Genomic DNA, 21,174 nt, shown 5'->3' with positions numbered 1-21,174 from the left:
AGTTAACTTTTCGTCTTTCTGGGCGCGGGGCGGTCCCTTCTTCATCGGACTGTCATGCAACGGCAATACCGGATCGCAGGCGTCCAACAGCGCCAGTTCAATGGAGGGAATACAATGTCGAGAGTAACAGGGAAGGTCCTTTCCCTTTCAGCCGTCGCCTTCCTGGCGACCACCGCGTTTTCCTATGCCGAACCGTCGGCGGAACTCATCGCCGCGGCCAAGGCCGAAGGCATGTTTTCGCCGATCGCCCTGCCGCACGACTGGTGCGGATGGGAAGGAATCCTGAACGGCTTCAAGGCCAAGTATCCGGAAATCAAGCTCAACGAACTCAACCCCGACGCCGGCTCGGCCGACGAGATCGAGGCGATCAAGGCCAACAAGGACAACAAGGGCCCGCAGGCTCCCGACATGGTCGACGTCGGCCTGGCGTTCGGCCCGGCGGCGACCAAGGAAGGCCTGTTCCTGCCCTACAAGGTCGAGACCTTCGACGAGATCGAGAACAAGGATCCGGAAGGCCACTGGTACGGCGGCTATTACGGCGTGCTGTCCTTCGAGGTGAACAAGGACATCGTCAAGAACGTGCCGCAGGACTGGGCGGACCTCCTGAAGCCCGAATACGCCAACAGCGTCGCCCTGGCGGGTGACCCGCGCGCCGCCAACCAGGCGATCCTGTCGGTCTATGCGGCTGGCCTGGCCACTTCCGGCGGCGATGCCGCCAAGGCGCCGCAGGCCGGCCTGGACTTCTTCAAGAAGCTCAACGACGCCGGCAATTTCGTGCCCGTCATCGGCAAGGCCGCGTCGTTGGCGCAGGGCACTACGCCGATCGTCATCCGCTGGGACTACAACGCGCTGGCCGATCGCGACACGCTGAACGGCAACCCGCCGGTCGAGGTTGTGGTGCCGAAGTCCGGCGTCCTGGCCGGCGTCTATGCGCAGGCGATCAGCGCCTATGCGCCGCACCCGAACGCCGCCAAATTGTGGATGGAATACATCTATTCCGACGAAGGCCAGCTCGGCTTCCTGAAGGGTTATTGCCACCCGGCACGCTTCAACAAACTGGTCGCGGACGGCAAGGTGCCGCAGGAAATCCTCGACAAGCTACCGGCGGCCGACCTCTACAAGCAGGCGATCTTCCCCTCGCTCGAGGAGCAGGACGCCAACAAGACCGCCGTCACCGGCGGGTGGGACAGCGTCGTGGGCGCCAACGTCCAGTAATCCGGCAAGAAACGGGTGCGGCCCATCGCGGTGCCGCACCCGTGTGAATGAAACGGCGGCGGATGACTTCATCGACGAGCGAAACGACAAGCCCGGCCCCGGTCGCATATGCGTCGGGCAGCGGACGGCGGATGTCGTTCGCATGGCTCGGCGTCATGCCGTTTCTCCTGTTCGCGCTGCTGTTCCTGATCCTGCCGACGATGAAGATCGTCGTCGGCAGCTTCCAGACCAATGAAGGCGGGTTCACCCTCGCCAACATCGCGAACCTGTTCCAGCCGTCGATCCTTTCGGCCTACTGGATATCGATCCGCATCAGCCTCGCTTCCGCGCTGCTCGGCTGCGGCTTCGGCTTTCTCGTCGCCTGGGCATTCGTGCTCGGCGGCCTGCCCGGCTGGATCCGTTCGCCCCTGCTGACATTTTCCGGGGTCGCCTCCAATTTCGCCGGCGTGCCGCTGGCCTTCGCCTTCCTGGCGACCTTCGGAAGGCTGGGGCTGGTGACGCTGATCCTGCGCGACTGGTTCGGGATCAACATCTATGGCCTCGGCTTCAACCTGCTCAGTTTCGGCGGCCTGACGCTGACCTACCTTTTCTTCCAGATACCGCTCGCCATCCTCATCATCACGCCGGCGCTCGACGGCATGCGCCGCGAATGGCGCGAGGCGGCCGCCATACTGGGCGCTTCCGGCTTCCAGTACTGGCGTATCGTGGCCTTTCCGATCCTGTGGCCGAGCCTGCTCGGCACCTTCGCGCTGCTGTTTGCGAATTCCTTCGGCGCGGTCGCCACTGCCTATGCGCTGACGGGAAGCTCGCTGTCGATCGTACCCATCCTGCTGTTCGCGCAGATCCGTGGCGACGTGCTGCAGGACCCGCATCTGGGCTATGCGCTGGCGTTCGGCATGATCGTCGTCACCGGCATCGCCAACGGCATCTATATCTGGCTGAGGGCGCGCAGCGAACGGTGGATCAAATGAGGACCAACCGCATCTGGTCTTGGCTGTTCGTCGCGCTGGCGATTGCCTATTTCGCCCTGCCGCTTATCGGCACGTTCGAGTTTTCCCTGAAGATGCGGCGCGCCGCCTACAGCCTCGACGCCTATGCCGTCGTGCTCGGCGACCCGCGCTTCCAGCAGACGTTCATGTATTCGGTGCTGATGGCATTGGCCACCATCGCCGTCGGCGTGTTGCTCGTGGTGCCGACCGCCTACTGGGTCCGGCTGAAGCTGCCGCACTGGCGGCCGTTCATGGAATTCATGACGCTGCTGCCGCTCGTCATTCCGCCGATCGTCATCGTCTTCGGCTACATCCGGCTCTACAACACGTCGTCGTGGCTGCCGCTGACCGGTTCGGCGATGGGAACCAACGTGCTTCTGATGTTCGGTTACGTGGTGCTGGCGTTGCCCTATATGTACCGCGCCGTCGATACGGGCCTCAGGGCCATCGACGTCGCCACGCTGACGGAGGCCGCGCAGAGCCTGGGCGCGGGATGGGTGACCATCCTTGCCCGCGTCATCCTGCCCAATGTCGCGGTGGCGGTGCTGTCCGGCGCCTTCCTGACCTTCGCCATCGTCATCGGTGAATTTGTCATGGCGGCACTTTTGAGCCGCCCCGCCTTCGGTCCATACATGCAGTTGCTCGGTGCCAACCGGGCTTACGAGCCGGCGGCGCTCGCCGTCATCGCCTTCCTCATCACCTGGGGCTGCATGGCGCTGATCCAGGTGGTGTCGCGCTTCGCGCCGAAGCCGCCTGAACAGTTGCACTGAGTTGAGAGAGAGTTCGATGGCCGATCCGTTTCTTTCGATCCAGCATGTCGAGAAATCCTTCGGGGCGACCAAGGTCGTGCACGACTTCAATCTGGATGTCGAAGCGGGCGAGTTCGTCTCTTTCCTCGGGCCGTCCGGCTGCGGCAAGACCACGGTGCTGAGGATGGTGGCCGGCTTCGAGGAGCCGAGCGCCGGGCATATCCTCGTCGGCGGCAAGGACATCACCCGGCTGCGCCCCAATCAGCGCAACATCGGCATGGTGTTCCAGGCCTATGCGCTGTTCCCGAACCTGACGGTTGCCCAGAACATCGGTTTCGGCCTCAGGGTCGCCGGTGCCTCAAGGGCCGATATCGACAAGCGCGTGGCCGAGATGCTGGCCCTCATCAGCCTCCCGCAGATGGCCGACCGCTATCCCTACCAGCTCTCCGGCGGCCAGCAGCAGCGCATCGCGCTGGCGCGTGCCCTGGCGCCGAAGCCGAAACTGCTGCTGCTCGACGAGCCGCTGTCGGCGCTCGACGCCAAGGTGCGCGTGTCGCTGCGCGAGGAAATTCGCTCCATCCAGAAGGAGCTCGGCATCACCACCATCTTCGTCACGCACGACCAGGAAGAGGCGCTGTCGATCTCCGACCGCATCGCCGTCATGTATGGCGGCAAGGCCGAGCAGGTGGGCGCGCCGTTCGAGATCTACAACCGGCCGGCGACGCGGTTTGTCGCCAATTTCGTCGGCACGCTGAACGTACTGGAGGGGACCGTTACCGACGCCTCCGCCGGCACGGTGCGTGTCGCCAGTCAGGACGTGGCGCTGAAGGGCAAGCTCGACGGATCCAGGACCGGCGACACGCTGTCGCTGGCGCTCAGGCCCGAGGCGATTGCACTCGGCGCACGCCCCGGCCACGACAGCAAACTCGCCGGCGAGATCGCCGACGTGCATTTCCTCGGCTCCGTCATCCGGGTGCGCGTCGGTGTCGGTGGCAAGCAGATCTCGCTCGATACCTTCAACAATTCCTCGACCCCGCCACCCGTCGTCGGCGACAAGACCGAGATCAGCTTTTCGTCCGGGGACGTGCTGGTCCTGCACTGAGGACTTGGCCGCCAGATCGATGGGAAGCCATGTTATGCTTCCCGGCTCGGTGTGTCGGCTTGGAAGGAAAAGACGAAAGCGGGCTTCTCTCCGCCTTGCGCGGCAGCGCCGAAGTCGGCCACCGCGTATTCGGCCAGCAGGCGCAGCCTTTGGCGGGGCAGGGGAGCGCGGCCGGGATCGCCGACCAACGCCGCCGCAACGCCCGCGTCCAGACAACGGTCGAGGAACGCGGTGACGCGCGCGGCGAGTCCTGTTTCGTAGAAGAGGTCGCCGGCGAGGATCATGTCCACGTCCGGCGCAGGACCGTCGATGACGTCGTGCGCCCACGTCTCCACCTTGACGCCGTTCGCTGCGGCGTTGAGGCAAAGGGCGGCGAGGGCGTTCGGATCGGTATCGGCGGCGATGACGCTTGCGGCGCCGGCCTTGGCCGCGGCGATGGCGACGAGGCCGGAGCCCGTGCCGAGATCGAGTACGCGCCGGCCGGCGACGGTTTGCGGCCGGTCGAGGACGAAGCGGGCAAGCACGGCACCGCCGGCCCACGGATAGGCCCAATAGGGCGAGCCCGGCGCACCAGTCGCTTCCAGCATGCGGCGCAGGCCGCTTGCCGGCGTCGCCATATGCAGGCGGAGTTCCGGCACGAACGGCACCGCCGTCAGCGGCAGGTTCGCGGCAATGAAGCCCGACGGATCGACGCGATGCGGGGTGAGAGGCATCGGCGCCTTATAGCAGAAGTTTTGGCGCCCGGCGCAGCGGCCGCCTGGGCTGCCGCGCTTTGCAAGATCGGGCGGCAGCCGGGCTTTCTTCCGCTTCGTCGCCCCTCAATTACGTTGACGTTAACGTCAATTTTGATCTATACGAGAAGTGACCAACGACGCGGCAAAAGGGATTGCCATGTCCGGCCGGATCGGCAAAGTCCGGCGAACCGCAACGCGCATGACAGCGCAAGAGACGAGGAGTCCCAGCATGGGCGTTCAGGATATTGCAGACAGGCTCAAGGCGCAGGTCGCGAGCGCCGGCTTCGACCGGTCGGTGAAGTTCGACACCGGTGCCGACGGCGTCATCGTCATCGACGGCGCGACCGTTACCACCACCGACGGTCCGGCCGACTGCACCATCAAGCTTTCGCTGGACGATCTGGAATCGCTGATCGCCGGGGACCTCAACCCGACCATGGCGTTCATGACCGGCAAGCTGAAGATCGAGGGTGACATGTCGGTCGCCATGGCGCTCAGCCAGCTGATCGGCTGAAGCACACGCCTGTTCGATTCAAAAAGGCGCAGCGGCCGGACCGCTGCGCCTTTTTGTTTGGGATGCGTCGATCTCAAGCGGCCAGCCGGATGCGGGCCGTCTTCGCCGTTTTCCTCCCGGCAGCGCGGATGGTGCCATGTGCACCGTCCAGTGCGCCGGGCGACAGTTCCAGCGCCAGCAGCCGATGGCGCTCATAGGGGCCGGGCATGGCGAGCGCACCGGTTTTCTGCGAGGAGAAACCGAAACGGCTGTAATATGGCGCATCGCCCACCAGCAGAATGGCCTTGTGGCCGAGCCGCGCTGCCTCCGCTATGGCATGGCGCATCAGCGCCGAGCCGATGCCGGCGCTCTTCAACGACGGTTCGACGGCGAGCGGGCCGAGGAGAAGGGCTTTTCCCTTCCCCCTTGAGGGGGAGGTGGCGCCGAAGGCGTCGGAGGGGGATGCCTCGACCAGGCTCGACGCTTTATTGACGGTGCCTTCTGCTGCTACCCCCTCTGGCCTGCCGGCCTCCTTCGGAGCCCCCTCAAGGGGGGAGAAAGCAAACGCCACATCCCACAGCCTGACCGTGCCGACGATCGCGCCCGCCGCATCGCGTGCGACGAAGGCCAGCCCTTCGGACGGCCGGCGGCCGCGCCGCAGCTTTTCCGACGACTTCTTCTTCCGCCCCGGTCCCATGGCGCGATCGAGCAGCGCCTCGCGCGCCGGCACATCGACGGCGGTTTCGGCGGTGATGATGAAGGCCGGCTGGGCGGCCGTTTGAATTTCTGCGAATTCCATGTCCGTGATCCTTCACGAGCGGAGGTTTTCTTCCACAAGCGAACCGGAGGGCGGCAGCCGGCGCATGTATCCGAGGCCAAAGGCCGAGGTAGGATCATGCGCGACCAAAGACGTCGCCCGGCCGGGTGATCTGAAGACGAGAGTCTTCAGATCACGTAGGATCGGAGAGGCTCGAAGCCGTTGAAGGCCACCGCCGAATAGGTGGTGGTGTAGGCGCCGGTACCCTCGATCAGCACCTCGTCGCCGATGGTGAGCGACAGAGGCAGCGGGTAGGGCGTCTTTTCATACATCACGTCGGCCGAATCGCAGGTCGGGCCGGCAAGCACGCAAGGCGCCTTGGCGTCGGCGTCGCGCCCGGTGACGATCGGATAGCGGATAGCCTCATCCATCGTCTCGGCGAGGCCGCCGAACTTGCCGATGTCGAGATAGACCCAACGCACATTGTCGTTGTCGGCTTTCTTCGAGATCAGCACGACCTCCGACTTGATGACGCCGGCATTGCCGACCATGCCGCGGCCCGGCTCGATGATCGTCTCGGGGATGCGGTTGCCGAAATGCTTCGACAGCGCGCCGAAGATCGCCTCGCCATAGGCCTGCGCCGCCGGTACGTCCTTCAGGTAGCGCGTCGGGAAGCCGCCGCCCATGTTGACCATACGAAGCACGATGCCTTCGTCGGCGAGCGTCGCGAAGACCTGCCTGGCGTCGGTCAGCGCACGGTCCCAGGCATCGAGGTCCGTCTGCTGTGAGCCGACGTGGAAGGACACGCCGTAAGCGTCCAGCCCGAGGAGGGCTGCATGGCGCAGCACGTCCACCGCCATCGCCGGAACGCAGCCGAACTTGCGCGACAGCGGCCATTCGGCGCCTTCGCCGTCGGTCAGCACGCGGCAGAACACGCGGCTGCCGGGCGCGGCGCGGGCCACCTTCTCGACCTCTTCCACGCAATCGACCGCGAACAGGCGGATGCCGAGTTCGTAGGCGCGGGCGACGTCACGCTCCTTCTTGATGGTGTTGCCGTAGCTGATGCGCTCGGCCGGCGCGCCGGCGTCCAGCGCCATCTCGATCTCGGCGACCGAAGCGGTGTCGAAGGACGAGCCGAGCGAGGCCAGCAGGCGCAGGATCTCCGGCGCGGGATTGGCCTTCACCGCGTAGTAGATCTTGGATTCCGGCAGGGCCTTGCGGAAAGCGTGGAAATTGTCGCGCACGACGTCGAGGTCGACCACGAGGCACGGGCCGCTGGGACGTCGGGTGGCGAGGAAATCGAGGATGCGCTGGGTTGCCATCGGTCACTCCCGTCGCGCCTGTCGGCGCGTCATCAAGCTGCGTGCGCGGGCACGCAGCCCTCGCGACACGCGGGTCAAACAAAGGCGGGATGGTTTCTCGCGGGACCGGCCGGTGGAGACGCCGGATCCGCGCTTCGCCGTCCCGCGGCGATGGACCTTGGCCGCCCGGCCACGATCCGCTTTGTCTGCCTTGGCTTGGATGGGAAATCCCAACCGCACTGCCGGCAATGAAGGTGTGCCTCTTCAGTAACCCCGGTCTATGGACGACCGGCAGAACACCAGAAAGGCCCGCACCGTCGTTGCTTCAAGGCGTCCTCGGATATGCGGTTGGCCGCTCATCCGACCGGGTTCGTTACTTCCCGGGTACCGTCCCGATTGCCTCGCCATTTCGAGGGTCGGGGGACGCCCACAGGCACGTGCGACTTTGGGCAAGCGGCGATATAGGGAGATCGCCCTTCACAATCAATTAAAATCTCCCGACGGGTTGAAAAAATCGCGATAGCGAACAATCTTGCGGCGATTGTATTCGAATGGCGAACGGAAACGCGGCGAAAAACCAGCTTGCGGTTTCGCCGGAATAGAGACACGCATTTGATTTCCCTGGTGATTTCTCGATCCGAGGGGTTTTGGGCGGTTGCGGGGACCGCCGGCTCGTCGATTACTGCGCGGTCGCGTCATCACTTCGTTGCAGCAAGGATCTGATTCGCATGGACACGCTCACCCGCATGCGCGCCTTCATCGACGTGGTCGAGGCGGAAGGCTTTTCCGCTGCCGCGCGCAAGATCGGCCGTTCCAAGGCGCTGTTGTCGAAATATGTGCGCGAACTGGAGGACGAACTCGGCGCGCTGCTGCTCAACCGCACGACGCGACAGTTCTCGCTGACCGAAGCCGGTCATACCTACTATCGCCGCGCCTCGGAGATCGTGCGCGAGGTGGACAGTCTGGCCGACGCGGTGCGCGAATCGTCAGGCGACGTGCGCGGCCGGATCAAGCTGTCGGCGCCGCGCACCTTCGCCGACGCGCCGGTTGGTCAGTCGCTGGTCGATTTCGCCAAGCAGTATCCCGACATCGTGCTGGAAATCCATCTCGACGACCGTTTCGTCGACCTGGTCGAGGAGGGTTTCGATCTTGCCGTGCGCATTTCGCGGCTGGAGAACTCGTCGCTGATCGCGCGGCGGCTGGCGCCGTTCTCGGTGCGCATCTGCGGTGCGCCGGAACTGATCGCCAGGCACGGCATGCCGGCGCATCCGCGTGATCTGGCGCGTGCGCCCTGCATCATCGACACCAATGGCCGCTGGCTGGCCAACTGGCCGTTCCGCGGCGATGACAACGATACCACCAGCGTCGCCGTTTCCGGGCCGATCGAGGTCAACAGTCCGATGGCGGCGCGCGCCGCGGCCGTCGCCGGGCTCGGCTTTTCGGTGCTGCCCGATTTTATCGCCCAGCCCGAGATCATGAGCGGCCGGCTGGTGCCGGTGCTGGACGACCGCATCCTGCAGGGCGGCGGTATCTTCGCCGTCTACCCGCATCGCCGCTACCTGCCGGCCAAGGTGCGCGTCTTCGTGGACTTCCTCGCCCAGTGGTTCAAGGCGCGCGAGGCGGCATGACGCCGCGCCGTCTCGTCGCGGTCCCAATTTCGCCCGTTTTGTCACGACTTTCGGCGCAGTCCACCCGGGAGCAGGAATGATCGCAACCACGTCCCTTCAGCGCATGATCGGCGCGCTGGCCGCGCTGCTTGCGGCAGTTGGTTCGGCAAGTGCGCACCCGCACGTCTTCGCCGAGGCGCGTCTCGACGTCGTGCTCAGCGCCGATCACCAAAGCGTGAAAGCGTTGCGCCACCTTTGGCGGTTCGACGAACTGTTTTCGAGTACGGTGCTGATGCAGTTCGACAAGAATTCCGACCTGAAGCTAGACGATGCGGAACTGAAGGATGTCGCCGACACCATCTTTTCCTCACTGGCCGAATACGACTATTTCCAGCTCGTCACCGTCGACGGCAAGGATGTGCATATGAACGCGCCGTCGCAGGTGATGACCAATTTCGACAACGACCAGTTGATCGTGCTGTTCGAATCCGAGCCGGCGACGCCGATCAAGCTTGCCGGCACCATCGATTTCGGCGTCTACGACCCGACCTTCTATACGGCCATCGACTTCACCGAGGACGCCAACATGGCTGTCGAGGGCCTGCCGTCGACCTGCACGCGCAAGGTGATCCGCCCCGATCCCGACACGGCCATCGCGCAGAACCAGAAGACGCTGACCGACGCCTTCTTCAACGATCCGACCGGCACCGACATGTCGAAGATTTTCGCCACCAAGCTGGAGCTGACCTGTAAGCCATGAGGGGCAAGCCAAGAGGGCACGGCCGATGAGGCGGGGAATAGTGCATGCCGGCCTGGTGCTGGCTGCGGCTGCCTTGGCTCTGCATCTGGCGGGCGTCGCCCATGCGCAGAGCTCGCTCGGCATCGGGACCAACGACGCCATGCCGGCCACCACCGGCCTGTTCGCCCACCAGCTTGCCTGGATCAACCTGAAGCAGCAGGAATTCTACCGGGCACTTGCCGGCGCCATGAAGGCGATGCGGCAGGACGGCTCGAAGCTGTGGGTGCTGGTCGGCCTGTCCTTCCTCTACGGCATCTTCCACGCCGCCGGCCCCGGCCACGGCAAGGCGGTCATTTCCTCCTACATGGTGGCCAACGAGGTGGCGCTGAGGCGAGGCGTCCTGCTCTCCTTCATCTCCGCCTTCCTGCAGGCGGTCACGGCGATCGCGGTGATGCTGCTGGCGTTCTTCGTGCTGCGCGGCACGGCGATCTCGATGACGGACGCGGCATGGTTCCTGGAGATCGCCAGCTACGTCTTCGTCACCGCCTTCGGCGCCTGGCTTTTGTGGCGAAAGCTTCGCCCGCTGGTGGTACGGCTGTTCGGGACGGCGCCGGCCTACAGCCTGTCGGCGGCCCAGGCCGGGCCGGCGCTTGCCGGCGGGACGACTGCCGGGCGCGGCATGGTCCGCGCGCGGTTGAATCATCCCGACGCCAGCCCCGCCTTGGCATTCGACTGCGGGCAGGATCACGCGCCGGGCACGGTCTGCGCCGATTGCGGCCACAGCCACGCGCCGGACCCGGCGATGCTTTCGGGAGACCGCTTCGACTGGCGCACCGCCTGGTCGGCGGTGGCAGCCGTCGGCATCCGGCCCTGCTCGGGCGCGCTGATCGTGCTGTCCTTCGCCTTCCTCAACGGCTTGTGGACGGGCGGTATCCTTTCGGTGCTCGCCATATCTGTCGGCACCGCGATCACCGTGGCGATCCTCGCCACGCTGGCGGTAACGGCGAAGGACTGGGCGGTGTGGTTCGCCGGCGATGGCCGTCTCGGCAACCGGGTGCATGCGATCATCGAGATCGGCGGCGCGGCGCTCGTCTTCCTGTTCGGCCTGACGCTTCTGTCGGCCAGCCTGGCGGCGTAGAGGGCGGCCCGGAGCAGCATACCGACATCGCCGTGGTCCAAGCCAGCCGCCCGCCGCGCACATTGCAACCGTCTGGATGAACGGCTACGCCGGCACTGGAAAATGAGCCGGTTAAGCAAATGAAGCGCTCCAGCAGTCAAATCCCGAACGGCTCCGGCGGTGCGTCGCCGGCCTGGCAGAGCGTTGCGCCTTGACGCCCTTCGTCTTCCTCGCCGTGCTCGCCGCCGCTGCCATGCACGCCACCTGGAACGCTCTGGTCAAGGTACGTAGCGACCGCTTCGCCTCGATCACGCTGACGTCGCTCGGCATGACGCTGTCGGCGGCGCCGGTCCTGCCCTTCGTCGACGTGCCGACGGCCAATGTCTGGCCGTGGATCGTCGCCTCGGTCATCATCCACATCGGCTACCGCCTGTTTCTCATCCGTGCCTACGACCATGGCGATCTCGCCCAGACCTATCCGCTGGCGCGTGGCACCGCGCCGCTGATCACGGCCATCGGCGGCGTCTTCCTGCTGTCGGAAGTGCCGAGCGGCCTGGCGGTGGTCGGCATCCTGCTGCTGTCGCTGGGTACGCTACTGATGTCGCTGCGCGGCGGCGGCCATCTGGCGACGCTGAACCGTGCGGCGGTCGGCTATGCGCTGACCACCTCTCTGTGCATCGCCAGCTATACGCTGGTCGACGGCAGCGGTGTGCGTCTTGCCACAACTGCGGCAAGCTATGCGGCGTGGCTGTTCGTCTGCGACGGCCTATGCGCCATCGCGATCGGTGTCTTCTATCGCGGCCGCAAATTGCTCGCCGTCTCCGCAGCCGACTGGGCAAGCGGCATCGTCGCCGGCTTCCTCAGCGCGGCGGCCTATGCCATCGCCATGTGGGCGATGACCAGGGCGCCGATCGCCTCGGTCGCATCGCTGCGCGAAACCTCGATCCTGTTCGCCATGCTGATTTCGGTCCTCGCGCTCGGCGAGAAGATGACCGGCTGGCGGGGTGCTGCGGCGCTGTCGATCGTCGCCGGCGTCATTGCGCTTCGGATGGGATAGAGCCTCCGTCCGGCTGCAGCGCTTCAGACGATGCGGTCCTCCGTCGCCGGGTCGAAGAACACGGCCTTCGACAGATTGAAGGCCAGCGGCGCATTCGAGCCGGGCTGGATATGGGCGTCGGCGCGCAGGCGGGCGACCACCGCCTTGCCGCCGAGGTTGGTGACGGCGAAGGTGTCGGAGCCGGCAGGTTCCACTACCTCGATGTGACAGTCCGCCGTCGCCACCGCCTTGGCGTCGCGGTCGGCGCCTTCCGGATCGGTCAAGGCCTCGGGGCGCACGCCGAACATCACCTTCTTGCCCTGGAAGGCGCCGAGACCGGCCGGCGCATGGGCGATCGGCAGCTTGATCGGCTCGCGCGCCTCCCGCTCCATGACGACCTGCAGGCCCTTGCCGTTCATGGCGACGGTCGCCGGGATCAGGTTCATGGCGGGCGAGCCCATGAAGTCGGCGACGAACATGTTGGCCGGGTTGTTGTAGATTTCGGCCGGGCTGCCGAACTGCTGGAGGATGCCGTCCTTCAGCACGGCAATCTTCGTCGCCAGCGTCATCGCCTCGATCTGGTCGTGGGTGACGTAGACGATGGTGGTTCCCATGCGCTGGTGCAGCCGCTTGATCTCGGTGCGCATGTCGATGCGCAATTTGGCGTCGAGGTTGGACAGCGGTTCGTCGAACAGGAAGACCTGCGGCTTGCGCACCAGCGCCCGGCCCATGGCGACGCGCTGGCGCTGGCCGCCGGAAAGCTGGCTCGGCTTGCGGTCGAGCAGGTGGCCGATCTGGAGAAGCTGCGCCACCTCGGCGATGGCCTTGTCTCGCTCCGGCTTCGGCACACCGCGGATTTCCATGCCGAAACCGATGTTCTCGGCCACCGTCATGTTGGGGTAGAGCGCGTAGGACTGGAACACCATGGCGATGTCGCGCTTCGACGGGTGCAGTTCGTTGACGCGCTGGCCGTTGATGCGGATTTCCCCGCCGGTGATCGGCTCCAGTCCGGCAATGGTGTTGAGCAGAGTGGACTTGCCGCAGCCGGAGGGACCGACCAGCACGAGGAAGCCGCCTTCCTCGATCTCCAGCGAGACGTTTTTCAGGATCTTCGCCGTCCCGTAGGATTTTTGGAGATTGTCGATTTCGAGGAAGGGCATGGGCTCAGCCTTTCACCGCGCCGGCCATCAGGCCACGCACGAAATAGCGTCCGGAGACGATGTAGACGATGAGGGTCGGAAGGGCGGCGAGGATCGCGCCGGCGAAGTGGACGTTGTATTCCTTCACGCCCGTTGACGAGTTCACCAGGTTGTTCAGCGCCACCGTCAGCGGGATCGAATCGACGCTGGAGAAGGAGGAGCCGAACAGGAAGTCGTTCCAGATGTTGGTGAACTGCCAGATGACGGTGACGACGATGATCGGCCCCGAGGACGGCAACAGAATGCGCCGGAATATCTGGAAGAAGGAGGCGCCGTCGATCTGGGCGGCGCGGATCAGCTCGGTTGGAAAGGCTTCGTAATAGTTGCGGAAGAACAGCGTGGTGAAGCCGAGCCCGTAGATGGCATGGATCAGGATCAGGCCGGGCACCGTGCCGGCCAGATGCAACAGGCCGAGGATACGGGCGGACGGGATCAGCACGATCTGGAAGGGGATGAAACAGGCGAGCAGCATCATGCCGAAGACGATGGTGTCGCCGCGGAAGCGCCATTTGGTCAGCACGTAGCCGTTCAGCGCGCCGAGGATGGTGGAGATCGCCACCGCCGGCACCACCATCATCACCGAATTGAGGAAATAGGGTTTGAGGCCGGTCGGCGAGACGCCGATCTGCGCCGTCGACCACGCCGACAGCCAGGGCGCGATGGTCCACTGATGCGGCAGCGCCAGCATGTTGCCCTGGCGGATCTCGTCCAGCGGCTTCAGCGAGTTCGCCAGCATGACGTAGAGCGGCAGGAGATAATAGACCGCGAAGAGGATGAGGATCGCATAGATCGCGGCGCGGGCGAAAACGCCATTGCGGGTGGCGACGTCCTGGGAAGCAGTGCTCATTTCTTCTGCCCCAGTTCCGAATAGAGATAGGGGACGATGATGGCGAAGATCATCATCAGCATGATGATGGCCGAGGCCGCGCCCATGCCCATCTCGTTGCGGCCGAAGGTGAACTTGGTCATGAACAGGGCAGGGGTCCATGTGGCGGTGCCGGGGCCGCCGTCGGTCATGGCGACCACGAGGTCGTAGGACTTGATGGCAAGGTGGGCGAGCACGACAAAGGCCGAGAGGAACACCGGCCGCATCAGCGGGATGATGATGCGGCGATAGATGGTGAGCGTCGAGGCGCCGTCGATCTGGGCGGCCTTGATGATCTCGTTGTCGACGCCGCGCAGGCCGGCGAGGAACATCGCCATGACGAAGCCGGACGATTGCCAGATGGCGGCGATGACGATGGTGTAGATGGCCATGTCGCCCTGCTTGATCCAGCGGAAGGAGAAGCTGTCCCAGCCGAGCTCGTGCATGGCATGCTCCAGCCCGATGCCGGGATCGAGGAACCATTTCCAGGCGACGCCGGTGACGATGAAGGAGAGTGCCATCGGGTAGAGGTAGATCGGCCTGAGCAGCCCTTCGCCGCGGATCTTCTGGTCGAGGAAGATCGCCAGCGCCAGTCCGATCACCGAGCAGATGACGATGTAGAGAACCGAGAAGATGGCGAGGTTCTTGAGCGAGACAATCCAGTTCGGGTGCCTGAACAGGCGCACGTAGTTGTCGAAGCCGACCCAGGTGGAGAAGTCGGGCAGCAGCTTCGAGCCCGAGAAGGAGAGGAAGCCGGTAAAGACGATGAAGCCGTAGACGAAGACGAGGATCAGCGCGAAGCTCGGCGCCAGGACGATTTTCGGCAGGAGTTCCTGCAGCGTCTCCCGCGGCGCGCGGCGGGTCCTTGCTAGGGCCGGCGCGATTTCGGCTTGTGTCTGGGTCATCAAGTTCTCCAGAGATTGCAGCGAGGCGCTTTGCCCCTCGCCTTACCCTGTCCCATCAAACGGGAATAGGGAGCCCCGAATGCCGTTGGTTCCTTCTCCCCGTTCCCTACGGGGAGAAGGCGTCGGCAGGCGGATGAGGGGTGGTTTGCGCTATCGCCGGCCGGGGCTCCGCTGCTTCGCAGATCCCCGGCGTTCGCCGCCTTCCATCGTGCCGTCGGCACGATGGACTTGCTGCGCAAACTGGTGGCTCACCCCTTGGCCGCGGCCACCGCGTCGACCAGCTCCTTGGCGGCTTCCTTGGAGTCGACGTCGCCGTTGAAGTGGCGCGTCACCACGTCGTAGATGGCGTTCTTGATCGCGGCGGGCACCGCGTAGCCGTGGGCCATCGAGCCGAACAGCTTGCCGCTGGAGTTGGCCTCGGCCAGGTCCTTGATGCCCTTCTTGCCGCAATCGTCGAAGGCGGTGTCGGGAACGTCGGTGCGCGCCGGCACCGAGCCCTTGACCACGTTGAAGGACGACTGGAAGTCGGGGCTCTCGATGTCGGACGCCATCTGGAGCTGGGCCGCCTTCTTGTCGTCGCCGACCTTGAACATCATGAACATGTCGGAGTTGAAGGTGACGGCGCCCTGCGTGCCGGGGAAGCGGATGCAGACGAAGTCGGTGCCCGGCTTCTGGCCGGCCTTGAGGAACTCGCCCTTGGCCCAGTCGCCCATCATTTGCGCGCCGGCCTTGCCCTGGATGACCATGGCGGAGGCGAGGTTCCAGTCGCGGCCGGAGAAGTCGTCGTCGACATAGGAACGCAGCTTCTTCATGCGGTCGAAGGCCTCGACCATCTTGTCGCCGCCGAGCGCGGCCGGGTCGAGGTCGATGAAGGCGGCCTTGTAGAAGTCGGTGCCTAGCCCCAGGACGACGGCGTCGAAGAGGGTGGCGTCCTGCCAGGCCTGGCCGCCATGGGCGAGCGGCGTGATGCCGTTGGCCTTCATCTTGTCCAGCATGGCGACGAACTCGTCCCAGTTGGTCGGCTCCTTGCCGCCGGCCGCGTCGAGCGCCTTCTTGGAGATCCACACCCAGTTGGTGGAGTGGACGTTGACCGGAGCTGCGATCCATTTGCCGTCGTACTTGGCGAAGTTCTGGAGCGCGGTCGGAATCACCTTGTCCCAGCCTTCCTTGTCGGCCACTTCGCCGAGATCGCCGACGACGCCCTGCTTGGCCCAATCGGTGATGTCGAAGCCGAGCGCCTGCACGGCCGTCGGCGGATCGCCGGCGGTGACGCGGGCGCGCAACGCCGTCATCGCCTGCTCGCCGCCGCCGCCGGCAACCGGCATGTCCTTCCAGGTGATGCCCTGGCTCTCGAGCTTCTTCTTGAGCACGTCGAGCGCGGCGGCTTCGCCGCCGGACGTCCACCAGTGCAGCACTTCGACCGAACCGCCGGCCGCGAAGCTCGTGGCGGCATAGCCGACGAGGCTGGATGCCAGCATGGTTCCAATGAGCAATTTGCGCAACATGAACTCCTCCCTTGTTGCATTCCTATGGCCGACGGTATCCGTCGGCTACTCCCAACTCAACCGGCCTGCCCAAGCGGCGTGCCAGCCGTGATGAAACCGGATCGTCCTTCCCTCCGCGTCGTCCCTGACCGTCTGTCAGGCCCGCTATTGTCCGGACTGTTCCCCGAAGGGCATTCCGGACTATCTATTCGCCCGCGCCGGCCACGGATGCGCCATGCGGGTGTTCCGGTTCCATCCCTGCGACGAACCATAGGGCTTGTCGCCAGCGATGTGCAATGTCTTTTCAATCGTTTCAAACGTCAATGCGTGAAAGCGGCTTCGATCGTCGTTTCGCGGACCGCCGCCGTCTGGCCATCGATTCGAACCCGCCCCGGCCTTGCCCGTCGAAAGGTCCTGTCCAGCGGTCGGAGCGGAGTGTGCGCCGATTCCTTGTGAGGTGCGAATCATCTGTGGGATTCGGCTAAAAGTTTAGAGATTGTTTACCGCCGGGTGATTGATCCGAAGCGGCGGGCAAAACCCCGATCCACCTGGAAAATCCGATGAGACACCGCACGGCGCGCGCCGACGAGATATCGCCCGTCCACCTCTATCTTGCCGCACGATCGGGGGACGAGATCGACATGCCCTGCCGGGATGTCGAGGACGCCCTTGTCGCCGTCGAGCGACTGGACGGGTCGGACAAGCGCGTGGTGGCGATTTCGGTGCAGGGCTATCGCATCGAACCGGACGAGTTCGCGGTGCTGCGCCAGTCGTTGCGGCACCTCTTCCACCCGGCAGCGCGGGCGTAGACCGCAAGGCCTCGGCCGTACCAGGTTCGATGAACCTGCCGAGGCCTCCGAATTCCGCTCGAAACGGGCGGACCGTCGCAACGATTTCAGAGGGTTGGATGGTGGGCGTACCAAGGATCGAACTTGGGACCCCTACGATGTCAACGTAGTGCTCTCCCGCTGAGCTATACGCCCATCCAAGGCCGCGCATACACCACTTTTGCCCCGGCGCGTCAATAGCGGCATGGCGAAAAGATCGGGCTATTCGCAGGGCCGGAATCGCTGGCTCCGCGATACGGCGGACAAGGGCAGGTATGCCCCGGCCGCGGTCCCGTCTCAGGCCGCCTGCAGCATCTTCTCGACCTCGTTGACGAGGTCGCGCAGGTGGAACGGCTTCGACAGCACCTTGGCGTCCTTGGGTGCCTTCGAATCGGGGTTGAGGGCGACGGCGGCGAAGCCGGTGATGAACATCACCTTCAGGTCGGGATCGATCTCGGTGGCGCGGCGGGCCAGTTCGATGCCGTCCATCTCGGGCATGACGATGTCGGTCAAGAGCAGCGAGAAGGGTTCTTCGCGCAGGCGCTCGTAGGCGCTCGCGCCATTGTCGAAATCGCTGACCTGGTAGCCGGCGCGCTCAAGCGCCTTAACCAGGAAGCGGCGCATATCATCGTCGTCTTCCGCCAGAAGGATGCGTGCCATGTCGATTGCCGTCCGAATCACTCAGCGGGATCCTGGAACGCGATCCCGTTAACCATCCTGTATATGAGGTGGCGAGGGTAAACATCAAGTGAATGATGCCGCCGCTGAACCTTCGTACAAAGCGCCGCAAGCCGTTGAAAAGCTGGACAGGTGGGCGCCGAGGTGGCAGGCTTTGCCGATGATGTTGCGGTGCTTGCCAGCAGGTTGGAATTGACGACGGTCGCCGAGGATTTTTCGGGCGTCGCGCCCTTCGAGGTCCGCATGGGCGCCGAACAGCGCGTTCCCTTCGTCTTCTCCTCGCCGCACAGCGGCCGTTTCTATCCCGAGCGTTTCCTGGCCATGGCAAGGCTCGACAGCACCGCCATCCGCCGATCCGAGGATTGCTACGTGGACGAGCTTTTCGGCGCGGTGGTGGCCCTCGGCGCGCCGCTGCTGGCGGCGAATTTTCCGCGCGCCTATCTCGACGTCAACCGCGAGCCGTGGGAACTCGACCCGCGCATGTTCGCCGAACCGGTGCCGTCCTATTGCAACATCCGCTCGGCTCGCGTCGCAGGCGGGCTGGGCACGGTGCCGCGGCTGGTCGGCGAGGGGCTCGACATCTATGCCGGGCGGCTGCCGCTGGCGGAAGCCGTGGCGCGCATCGAGACGGTCTACAAGCCCTATCACGAGACGCTGAAGCGGCTGATCGCGCGCACCCATGCCGGTTTCGGCTATGCGGTGCTGATCGACTGTCATTCGATGCCGGCCAGCGTGCGCGTCGGCGACAGCGGCTTCCGGCCGGATTTCATCGTCGGCGACCGATTCGGCACGGCGGCGTCCGCCGCGCTGACGGAGCGGGCGATCTCGCTCCTGTCGGCCATGGGCTACACCGTGGCGCACAACAAGCCCTATGCCGGCGGCTTCATCACCGAACACTACGGCCGGCCGGCGCGGCGGCTGCATGCCCTGCAGGTCGAGGTCAATCGCGGGCTCTATATGAACGAACGCACGCTGCAGAAGACGGTCGGCTTTGCCGCGCTGGCCGAGGATCTGGCGCGCTTCTCTGCCGACCTCATGGCGATGCCGGACCATCATTTCCTCGACCTGCCGCTGGCGGCCGAATAGTCCGCGAGCGGCACTGCGGCGCGTGACATTCCGGTCGCGCTTTTGCTATGCAGCGAAGGCCGTGCCGGATCGCGCGGGCCGAGGAGGGCGTCTTGGACATTTCGACCGATTTCTTGCGGCGCATCGCTGCTGCCGCCGCCGCTGAGACCCTGCCGCGGTTCCGCAGGCAGGGCGCGGTCGCCAACAAGGAAGCGGCCGGCTTCGACCCGGTCACAGAAGCCGACCAGCAGACCGAACTGGCGATCCGGGCGCTGATTGCGGCGGAGTTCCCCGACCACGGCATCCTCGGCGAGGAGCACGGCAGCCAGAACCTCGCCAGCCGGCACGTCTGGGTGATCGATCCGATCGACGGTACGCGCGCCTTCATCTCCGGCCTGCCGACATGGGGCACGCTGGTCGGGCTCACCACCGACGGCGAGGCGGTGGCGGGCATGATGGCGCAGCCCTTCACCGGCGAGCTGTTCTACGCCAACGGGTCCGGCGCGCACTATGAAGGCCCCGGCGGACCGCGCCGGTTGCAGACGCGCAAGACGACCCGCATCGAGGAAGCGACGCTGTTCACCACCACGCCGGCCCTGTTCAAGGACGAGGCGCGCGGCCGCTACAACCGTTTCGAGCAGACGGTGCGGCTGGCGCGCTACGGCACCGATTGCTACGCCTTCGCCATGCTGGCGGCCGGCAGCGTCGACATCGTCACCGAGCCCGGCCTGAAACCCTACGACATCGTGGCGCTCATCCCGATCATCGAGAAGGCGGGCGGCATCGTCACCACCTTCGACGGCGGCCCGGCCGAGAACGGCGGCGACATCGTCGCCGCCGCCACGCCGGAACTGCACGAAGCGGCCATGGCTGCGCTGAGGGGATAGGGCCTCAGCCTTCGGCGTCGGACGTCGAGGCTTGCTGAGCACCATCCTCGGTGCCGGGAATGAAGGCGTCGAAGGCAGCGAGGAATTGTTCGCGGTAGAGGTCGGCTTCCTGCAGGATCTCGTGGCGGGCGCCGTCGATCATCAGGAACGAACCCAGCCGCAGGTACCGGGCGTAGGCTTCCACCGCCCGGGTGGAGACCACCTCGTCGGCGCCGGCACCGACGATCAGCGTTGGCACCTGGAAGCGGCCCATAAAGTCCTGCGCGCTGACGGCTTCGGCGGCGATCGCCGCGGCCCGCAGCCAGCGCACCGTCGGGCCGCCCAGGGCGAGTTCGGGATATGTCTCATAAAGCAGGGTGTTGCGCCGGTAGCGGACGGGATCGGTGGTCAGCTTGTTGACGGCGAAAGGCGTGGATTCCTTCGGCCGCGGACCCCACGCGGCGTACATGCGGCCGAAGCCGAGAAAGGTCAGCAAGGTGGTGACGCGCCGCACCCAGCGCATCGACACCTTCTGGCCGGGCAAAGCGAGGAAGGGCGCGATCAGCACCATGCGGCGGACGCGATTGGTCATGAAGGGGGCGGCAAGCAACGCCACGGTGGCACCGGCCGAATGGGCAAGGATATAATAGGGGCCGCGGCAATCGGGCAGCACGACTTCCGCGAAGAATTGCTCGAGGTCGGCCGTATAGGCGGAAAAGCTCTTGACGTAGCCGCGCTGCGGATTGGAGAGCAGCCGGTCGGAGCCGCCCTGTCCGCGCCAGTCCAGGATGGCGCTGCCGAGGCCGCGGCCGGCAAGGTCGCGGATCGTCTCGAAATATTTCTCGATGCACTCGTTGCGACCGGTGAGGATGACGACCGTGCCCTTCATCGGCCGGCCGGTGGCGGCGAAACGGGCGTAACGGACGCGGCGCCCGTCGCGCGCGGTAAAGAAACCGCCCTCGGCGTTCTCGGGCCGGGGATTGCCGGGGATGTCGTGGAACAGATCGTCCGTCATTCGGCGTTTTGGGGGCGGCGTTTCGAGAGGCGGCGCTTCGGCTGATGTGAGGTTGCCTGCGGGAGGGCCACATGGTGATAGAAGCAAATGCGCCAGAATGCAAAGACGGCAAGTCTCCTGACGCGGCCGCAAGATAACGGCCGGGAGCCGCCAGAGCGAACTCCCGGCCTTCGTCGATCCGGGAGGAAGGGACGTTACACCCGGCTCGATCTCGTCGCGACCCATTTCGGCCGCTGAACTGTTGAGCTGATCCTAGCGGCGGTCACCTGAACGTGATCCGAAGGTCCGGTTCATCCGGCGTTCATCAATCAAGGACGTGCCGCGGGCGCAAAAACAGTCTTGAAATGCCGAAAAAGCACTCCCACCTAACCAGTGCGGCCGCCGATAGCGGGGCCGCTGGTCCGTCTGGAACGCCATCAGGGTTTTCGCCC

General features: G+C 65.2%; 21 protein-coding genes and 1 tRNA gene. 12 read left to right on the top strand and 10 right to left on the bottom strand.

All coding sequences use genetic code 11. The features are described from left to right. Window positions 1-114: 114 nt before the first annotated feature. The 4 genes from E6C48_RS09435 (at window position 115) to E6C48_RS09420 (ending at window position 4,055) form a co-directional block, all read left to right on the top strand. Window positions 115-1,215: an ABC transporter substrate-binding protein gene (locus E6C48_RS09435; RefSeq protein ID WP_136356421.1), complete on the top strand. Its 1,101-nt coding sequence runs from the start codon at window positions 115-117 to the stop codon at window positions 1,213-1,215. Window positions 1,216-1,277: 62 nt separating this feature from the next. Then, entirely contained in the window at window positions 1,278-2,186 is a 909-nt protein-coding gene (locus tag E6C48_RS09430; protein ID WP_136356419.1) for an ABC transporter permease, read from the top strand. Further along, window positions 2,183-2,974, top strand: a complete 792-nt coding sequence (locus E6C48_RS09425) for an ABC transporter permease (RefSeq protein ID WP_136356417.1) — start codon at window positions 2,183-2,185, stop codon at window positions 2,972-2,974. Before E6C48_RS09430 ends, E6C48_RS09425 begins: the two co-directional genes overlap by 4 nt. A gap of 16 nt (window positions 2,975-2,990) precedes the next feature. Then, window positions 2,991-4,055, top strand: coding sequence for an ABC transporter ATP-binding protein (locus tag E6C48_RS09420; protein ID WP_136356415.1), 1,065 nt, complete (start codon window positions 2,991-2,993; stop codon window positions 4,053-4,055). Window positions 4,056-4,087: 32 nt separating this feature from the next. Here the strand turns inward: E6C48_RS09420 and E6C48_RS09415 are convergent, their stop codons facing one another. Further along, window positions 4,088-4,768: a class I SAM-dependent methyltransferase gene (locus E6C48_RS09415; RefSeq protein WP_136356413.1), complete on the bottom strand. Its 681-nt coding sequence runs from the start codon at window positions 4,766-4,768 to the stop codon at window positions 4,088-4,090. Between the two features lie 250 nt (window positions 4,769-5,018). On the opposite strand from E6C48_RS09415, the gene E6C48_RS09410 reads away from it, so the two are divergent. Then, on the top strand, window positions 5,019-5,303 hold the full coding sequence (locus E6C48_RS09410; protein ID WP_136356411.1) for an SCP2 sterol-binding domain-containing protein: 285 nt from the start codon (window positions 5,019-5,021) through the stop codon (window positions 5,301-5,303). A 73-nt stretch (window positions 5,304-5,376) separates the two neighbouring features. On the opposite strand, the gene E6C48_RS09405 is transcribed toward E6C48_RS09410, so the two are convergent. Further along, window positions 5,377-6,081 (bottom strand): GNAT family N-acetyltransferase, encoded by a 705-nt coding sequence (locus E6C48_RS09405; protein WP_136356409.1) that lies wholly within the window; start codon window positions 6,079-6,081, stop codon window positions 5,377-5,379. Window positions 6,082-6,227: 146 nt separating this feature from the next. Beyond that, window positions 6,228-7,361 (bottom strand): ornithine/lysine decarboxylase, encoded by a 1,134-nt coding sequence (gene odc2, locus E6C48_RS09400; protein ID WP_136356407.1) that lies wholly within the window; start codon window positions 7,359-7,361, stop codon window positions 6,228-6,230. Between the two features lie 707 nt (window positions 7,362-8,068). Here odc2 and E6C48_RS09395 point away from each other — a divergent pair. From E6C48_RS09395 to E6C48_RS09380, 4 genes are all read left to right on the top strand, one after another. After that, window positions 8,069-8,968, top strand: a complete 900-nt coding sequence (locus tag E6C48_RS09395; RefSeq protein WP_136356405.1) for a LysR family transcriptional regulator — start codon at window positions 8,069-8,071, stop codon at window positions 8,966-8,968. A 76-nt stretch (window positions 8,969-9,044) separates the two neighbouring features. Further along, window positions 9,045-9,707 (top strand): DUF1007 family protein, encoded by a 663-nt coding sequence (locus E6C48_RS09390; RefSeq protein ID WP_136356403.1) that lies wholly within the window; start codon window positions 9,045-9,047, stop codon window positions 9,705-9,707. A 25-nt stretch (window positions 9,708-9,732) separates the two neighbouring features. Further along, window positions 9,733-10,824: a nickel/cobalt transporter gene (locus tag E6C48_RS09385; protein ID WP_136356401.1), complete on the top strand. Its 1,092-nt coding sequence runs from the start codon at window positions 9,733-9,735 to the stop codon at window positions 10,822-10,824. 190 nt (window positions 10,825-11,014) lie between these two features. Beyond that, entirely contained in the window at window positions 11,015-11,860 is an 846-nt protein-coding gene (locus E6C48_RS09380; RefSeq protein ID WP_136356399.1) for an EamA family transporter, read from the top strand. A 23-nt stretch (window positions 11,861-11,883) separates the two neighbouring features. Here the strand turns inward: E6C48_RS09380 and E6C48_RS09375 are convergent, their stop codons facing one another. The 4 genes from E6C48_RS09375 to E6C48_RS09360 all read right to left on the bottom strand — a co-directional run bounded on the left by E6C48_RS09375 (window position 11,884) and on the right by E6C48_RS09360 (window position 16,286). Then, window positions 11,884-12,999 (bottom strand): ABC transporter ATP-binding protein, encoded by a 1,116-nt coding sequence (locus E6C48_RS09375; RefSeq protein WP_136356397.1) that lies wholly within the window; start codon window positions 12,997-12,999, stop codon window positions 11,884-11,886. 4 nt (window positions 13,000-13,003) lie between these two features. Continuing rightward, window positions 13,004-13,885, bottom strand: coding sequence for a carbohydrate ABC transporter permease (locus tag E6C48_RS09370; RefSeq protein ID WP_136356396.1), 882 nt, complete (start codon window positions 13,883-13,885; stop codon window positions 13,004-13,006). Then, entirely contained in the window at window positions 13,882-14,808 is a 927-nt protein-coding gene (locus tag E6C48_RS09365) for a carbohydrate ABC transporter permease (RefSeq protein ID WP_230978707.1), read from the bottom strand. Before E6C48_RS09365 ends, E6C48_RS09370 begins: the two co-directional genes overlap by 4 nt. A gap of 248 nt (window positions 14,809-15,056) precedes the next feature. Further along, complete coding sequence (locus E6C48_RS09360; protein WP_230978716.1) at window positions 15,057-16,286, bottom strand: ABC transporter substrate-binding protein; 1,230 nt, start codon at window positions 16,284-16,286, stop codon at window positions 15,057-15,059. Between the two features lie 566 nt (window positions 16,287-16,852). Here E6C48_RS09360 and E6C48_RS09355 point away from each other — a divergent pair. Next, window positions 16,853-17,101: a hypothetical protein gene (locus tag E6C48_RS09355; protein WP_136356395.1), complete on the top strand. Its 249-nt coding sequence runs from the start codon at window positions 16,853-16,855 to the stop codon at window positions 17,099-17,101. A gap of 99 nt (window positions 17,102-17,200) precedes the next feature. Here E6C48_RS09355 and E6C48_RS09350 read toward each other — a convergent pair. Continuing rightward, window positions 17,201-17,275: transfer RNA gene (locus tag E6C48_RS09350), tRNA-Val, on the bottom strand. Between the two features lie 141 nt (window positions 17,276-17,416). Beyond that, window positions 17,417-17,779 carry a cell cycle two-component system response regulator CpdR gene (cpdR, locus tag E6C48_RS09345; RefSeq protein WP_006199474.1) on the bottom strand — a complete coding sequence of 121 codons (363 nt, stop codon included), beginning with the start codon at window positions 17,777-17,779 and terminating at the stop codon, window positions 17,417-17,419. Between the two features lie 261 nt (window positions 17,780-18,040). On the opposite strand from cpdR, the gene E6C48_RS09340 reads away from it, so the two are divergent. Both E6C48_RS09340 and hisN read left to right on the top strand, forming a co-directional pair. Then, window positions 18,041-18,883 (top strand): N-formylglutamate amidohydrolase, encoded by an 843-nt coding sequence (locus E6C48_RS09340; protein WP_136356570.1) that lies wholly within the window; start codon window positions 18,041-18,043, stop codon window positions 18,881-18,883. Between the two features lie 92 nt (window positions 18,884-18,975). Then, the gene (hisN, locus tag E6C48_RS09335) at window positions 18,976-19,749 is read left to right on the top strand and encodes a histidinol-phosphatase (protein ID WP_136356394.1); all 774 of its coding nucleotides are present in this window, start codon (window positions 18,976-18,978) and stop codon (window positions 19,747-19,749) included. 4 nt (window positions 19,750-19,753) lie between these two features. Here hisN and E6C48_RS09330 read toward each other — a convergent pair whose 3' ends face one another. Beyond that, the gene (locus tag E6C48_RS09330; RefSeq protein WP_136356393.1) at window positions 19,754-20,743 is read right to left on the bottom strand and encodes an alpha/beta fold hydrolase; all 990 of its coding nucleotides are present in this window, start codon (window positions 20,741-20,743) and stop codon (window positions 19,754-19,756) included. Window positions 20,744-21,174 lie beyond the last annotated feature (431 nt).

Origin of the sequence: Ollibium composti (assembly GCF_004801285.1) — a bacterium.
GTDB lineage: Bacteria > Pseudomonadota > Alphaproteobacteria > Rhizobiales > Rhizobiaceae > Mesorhizobium > Mesorhizobium composti.
This window is presented reverse-complemented; position numbering and strand designations above follow the sequence as displayed.